Raw genomic sequence first — 4,258 nt, 5'->3', positions numbered from 1 at the left:
CTTCGAGGTTGATGAGCCAGCGGCCGGTATCGTCGGACGGGGGCAGGAACGCGGGCGGCGCCCAGCGGGTGCGGTCGTCGGTGTCGCGCCAGGGGATGCCGCGGAGATCGACGGGGTCGAGAAGCAGCGCCCGGACGTCGACGTACTGGCGGTTCGTGTCCGCGGCTACCTGTTGGGCGATCTGACTCTTGGCTGCGCCTGGCGGCCCGAAAACGATGGTCGGCTGGCGGGCCTCGACCAACAGGGCGAGCACCTCTGCGAGATCGCTGGGGCGCAGCGTGTAGTCGGCGGAGATCTTCTCGGGAAGGGTCATCGGCATCCTCCGTGTGGTAGGGAATTAGGCGCGGAGGACGCTCTCCAGACCGTCCGACCGCGCCCGCCGGAGGCCCCCTCCACCTCTTCATGCCGACTGAAACGCACGGCATGGAGCGCAAGGGGTCTGGCGCGGCAAGGCATGGGCCGATGCTCCTTCGGCGTCCCGATTGGCCGTTCCCTGCTCAATCGGATACGCTGTAGATCTCCCGGAGAATCGGTGGGCGGGACCAACGATTGTGCGGGATGCCGGGCGCCCTCTGACGCGCCGACGCTGCGGCGCAGGCATAGGAGAAAGAGGAGGAGAAATGGCTACGGACCTGCGACATGGAGCACGATAGTGAACGACACCGGCGACTTGGAGGGCATCAGGGAAAAGGCCAGGGCCGAATTCGCCGGGCTACTCGAAGATCTCCGGAAGGACCACCCTGGAGTCGTGGAAGGTGCTGCAACGATGGTCGGCGGCGCGCTGGGTGGTTCAGCCTCGCTGACAGCGCTGTTCTTTGGTGGAACGGTCACGGGGTTCTCGGCGGCGGGGATCACCTCCGGGCTTGCCGCAGCGGGAGCGGTCGTCGGGGGCGGCATGGTCGCCGGCGTTGCTGTCCTGGCCGTGCCTGTAGCTGTGCTGGCAGTCGGTGGATACGCAATCGCGAAGCGGCGCCGGAACGCCAAGCTCGCCGCGTCTCTGCGGACTGCGATCGAGAAGCTGCATCAGATCCAAGAACGGCTGACAGCCAACGCCGAGTACTTTCGGAAGGAACTGGCCGAGATTGAGGCATACATTGCCGTCTTCGAGAACCAGATGCCCTGAGATGGCGACCAAACGAGACGAAGAAGAACAGCGCAATCTGAAAGCCCTTCAGCTACTCGGCCGGCGGGCTGACGCTCTAGCGATCGAACACGACGAAATCGACTCGGACCTGCAGGCAATCAAGGCGCGGGTGAAGGGCATGAGTCGTAGCGGGACACCGCCAGCATCCTTCGCCGAGAACCAGCGGGTTCATTTGGAACGTATGAACACGCGGTCGCCGATGGCGGATCCCGATGCCGAAGAACTATATGGCCAAGCGGAGGCCGCATTACCAGGCAGGATGACGGCGGACGACCTTCTTGCCTCCGCAGACCGGAGGATGAGGGACGCCCGAATAGCCCGACACGTTGACGACTTCAACGCGCAGTTCGGGCTGGACCGTTGGGACTACGCGATTGCCGGCGCCTGCGGTCTGATGGGTGCAATGTTCGACCTGCTTTGTGTTTCGCCTCCTGCCAAGCCTACGATGGCATGGACCGAAAGAGTGGACGGCATCTTCAACCGTGGCGTGCAGCAGGCATTTAACAGGCTGTTGCCGCCCGAGATGAGCGCTGCACTTGCCGAGGCCAACAAGATCGGGACCGCCGACGCAAGCACGATCGCTCAATTGGTGGGAGCACCGCCCCGCTCCTTGAACCCTCGGAACCACCGACTGCGCAGCTTGTCCCACGACCCGGTGCTCGGGTTCCTGTTCGGTGTGCTGGACATGATGCGTGGGACATGCACGGTCGTTGGCAACGACGGGATCAAGATACTCGAAGGAAAGGAGGGCCCGACAGGAACCGGAGTCTTCGGGTCGCTGGGACGGATGTTCGGACACCTGCTGTCCGACGTAAACGCGCCCTCTGGAAAGGGCAATAGGGGTATGGGATTGCCTGCGCCGTTCATGGGCATCTTGCGGATGTTTAGTGGGATGCCGGTGGCTGGGTCCGACTTCGGCAAGCAAGTCGAGTACATGTATGTCAACGGTTATGACTTCCGCCAATTCGTCGTTACGAGCATCCCGGCGCTGATCATGGAAGTCGTGATGCGCGTGTTCTATGCCGCCAAACAGGTGAAGCTGGCGAATGAGTCGCTCGGCCAAGCGCTCGTTGAAACGCTCCCGACGCGCATGAACCCGAGATTCAGGATGATGCTCGCCATCGGGTACGGATGCATGTCCGGCGTGAACGCCGGTCGAATGTACGTGACGCAGAACACCATGGCTTTGAACCATACCGCCTGGATGGCGCTGGCATGGAACGGATTTCACGCTCTCAAGTGGGCGATGTTGGACCGGCATCTAAAGCTCTGGGAAGGGATAGAGCGCAACGAAATTGACGCCATCGCACACGTGGTGAACCAGATCGACAGCCTCAAGACCAGGGTAGAGAGGTTGCCCACGTAGGGCCATGAGGGCGCTCTGGTGCACCACAGCGGCCGTGTCGCCAGTACCTGTCGATCCGCTACGCCGAGCGCCTGGCTAAGGCCGGGATTGAGCCGACGGTGGGCCGCGTCGGGGACTCCTACGACAAAGCCCTTGCCGAGTCCATCATCGGCTTTTTCAAGACCGAGGTGATTCGTCAACGCGGCCCCTGGCGCACCTCGTGGCCTGACTCAAACTAAAGATTACGATAACAGGGGCGCAGGTTGGTGAAGGCCTTGCAAGCGGGTTGCGCATGACCAGTTTCCTGGAAAGATTGTTCAAGTACCAAGGGACCGAAGGGAGATCACCGCAGGAAGACTTCTTCACGGAAGCCCTTGCAGGGGTGTTGGAGGCACACCCTCAAATGGTGGCGGCTTTCGCGGAATGGCTGACCGGCCGTAAGTTTAAGGGCGCGGACGTGGCCACACAGAAAGTCGTCAGCGGTGGCAACCGGCTAGACATGTGGCTCAAGGCGCAGGACGACGGCGACCGGAGTCATATGATCGTACTTGAGAACAAGTTAGACTCAAAGGAGGGGCAGGACCAACTCCGCCGGTATGAGCGTTACCTAGCCCGACAGGAGGCGGAGAGCAGAACGTTGGTGTATGTGTCAATGCACGAGCGGAGCGATTTCCAGCCATCGACCAGCACAGTCTCGTTCCTGAACCGAAATTGGTTTGAGGTGTATAACTGGCTCAAGGTTCAGATCCGGGCTTGGGGCCACCGAGAGGCGCGCGCTAGCGTTCTAATCGGGGAACTCCTGGAGTTAATGGAGGAATGGGACATGGAGATGGACTTGGGTGCGCACGACTTGGCGAGCGCGGTGGCATACAAGGGAGGGGTAGAGAGCCGGCTGCTGCAGATCTTGGATACGGTGTGGGAAGAGTGCCGAAAGGACTGCGTTAGCGGTAGCAGGTGGGTGTATGACAATCACGGCGTCTGTTACCGGTCCGCGTACGTAACGGACAACAACCTGTACTATGATTTCGGATTCGACTTCAAACGCGACGACGAGCAGTGGACCGCTAGGGACCTCCAACTCCCGTCGGCATACTTCGGTGTTCGCGGTGGCGATGTCGAGAAGCCGGTCTTGAACGGGTTGTCTGAGGAGTGGGTCGTTCCGCCATGGACAACGTGGCAGACCCACGAGAGGGTGCGGCAACTCGTCATGCTGGAGACGAGCGGCACTAGCCTGCACGAGGGCTACCTGGACTTCTTCCTATCGTCACTTGAGCAGGCCAAGGCCGCGATCGGCACCAGGCGCCCCCGGAGGGCGTCCATGATCCCGGTGTAGTGCTCGTAGTTGGCGACTGTGAGGAGCCGCGAGCCCTTGTCGTCGCAGGGCAGCGACTGGGCGGCATGCTGAGGGCGCGCTTCGCTCATGGTGGCGTTGAGCGCGGCCAGAGCCGCCTTCGGCAAGAGTCGCTTGTTGTAGCGCCCAACACTTGAACTCGCGTCGTGGTGGGCGGCGACGTGGTCGCTGGCCTCGCGGTCGTAGAGCCGGCCGGACCAGGCGCTGATGCGCAGGCTGAGCAGCATGGCGTCTTTGTTCAAGTCCACGGGGTCATCCTTTCGAGCTACCTGAGGGTCCATAAAGCGGACCTGGATTGCGGCGGCGAGCCTGCGCTTGGCCGCTTCGCGGCTGCCCGTCCGCACCATGTACTCGCCCGCGAGATCGTGGATGATTCGCCAGTGATGGCCACGGTTCCCTCCTTCACCGGGTCCTGGCG

5 protein-coding genes and 1 pseudogene are annotated in these 4,258 nt (G+C 62.1%); 4 read left to right on the top strand and 2 right to left on the bottom strand.

The window, feature by feature from the left end:
* Window positions 1–313: hypothetical protein (locus OXF11_00040; GenBank protein ID MCY4485497.1), on the bottom strand; the 313-nt coding region annotated here is incomplete at its 3' end.
* Between the two features lie 339 nt (window positions 314–652).
* Between OXF11_00040 and OXF11_00035 the strand changes: the two genes are divergently transcribed.
* The 4 genes and pseudogenes from OXF11_00035 (at window position 653) to OXF11_00020 (ending at window position 3,822) form a co-directional block, all read left to right on the top strand.
* The gene (locus tag OXF11_00035) at window positions 653–1,123 is read left to right on the top strand and encodes a hypothetical protein (protein MCY4485496.1); all 471 of its coding nucleotides are present in this window, start codon (window positions 653–655) and stop codon (window positions 1,121–1,123) included.
* Window position 1,124: 1 nt separating this feature from the next.
* On the top strand, window positions 1,125–2,510 hold the full coding sequence (locus OXF11_00030; protein ID MCY4485495.1) for a hypothetical protein: 1,386 nt from the start codon (window positions 1,125–1,127) through the stop codon (window positions 2,508–2,510).
* 6 nt (window positions 2,511–2,516) lie between these two features.
* A pseudogene (locus OXF11_00025) lies at window positions 2,517–2,707 on the top strand (IS3 family transposase).
* Between the two features lie 74 nt (window positions 2,708–2,781).
* Window positions 2,782–3,822, top strand: coding sequence for a PD-(D/E)XK nuclease family protein (locus OXF11_00020; GenBank protein ID MCY4485494.1), 1,041 nt, complete (start codon window positions 2,782–2,784; stop codon window positions 3,820–3,822).
* Here OXF11_00020 and OXF11_00015 read toward each other — a convergent pair.
* Window positions 3,732–4,088, bottom strand: a complete 357-nt coding sequence (locus OXF11_00015; GenBank protein ID MCY4485493.1) for a hypothetical protein — start codon at window positions 4,086–4,088, stop codon at window positions 3,732–3,734. The genes OXF11_00020 and OXF11_00015 overlap by 91 nt on opposite strands.
* Between the last annotated feature and the right edge of the window lie 170 nt (window positions 4,089–4,258).

It is taken from the genome of Deltaproteobacteria bacterium, assembly GCA_026712905.1.
In the GTDB taxonomy this organism is placed as follows: domain Bacteria; phylum Desulfobacterota; class Binatia; order UBA9968; family JAJDTQ01; genus JAJDTQ01.
This window is presented reverse-complemented; position numbering and strand designations above follow the sequence as displayed.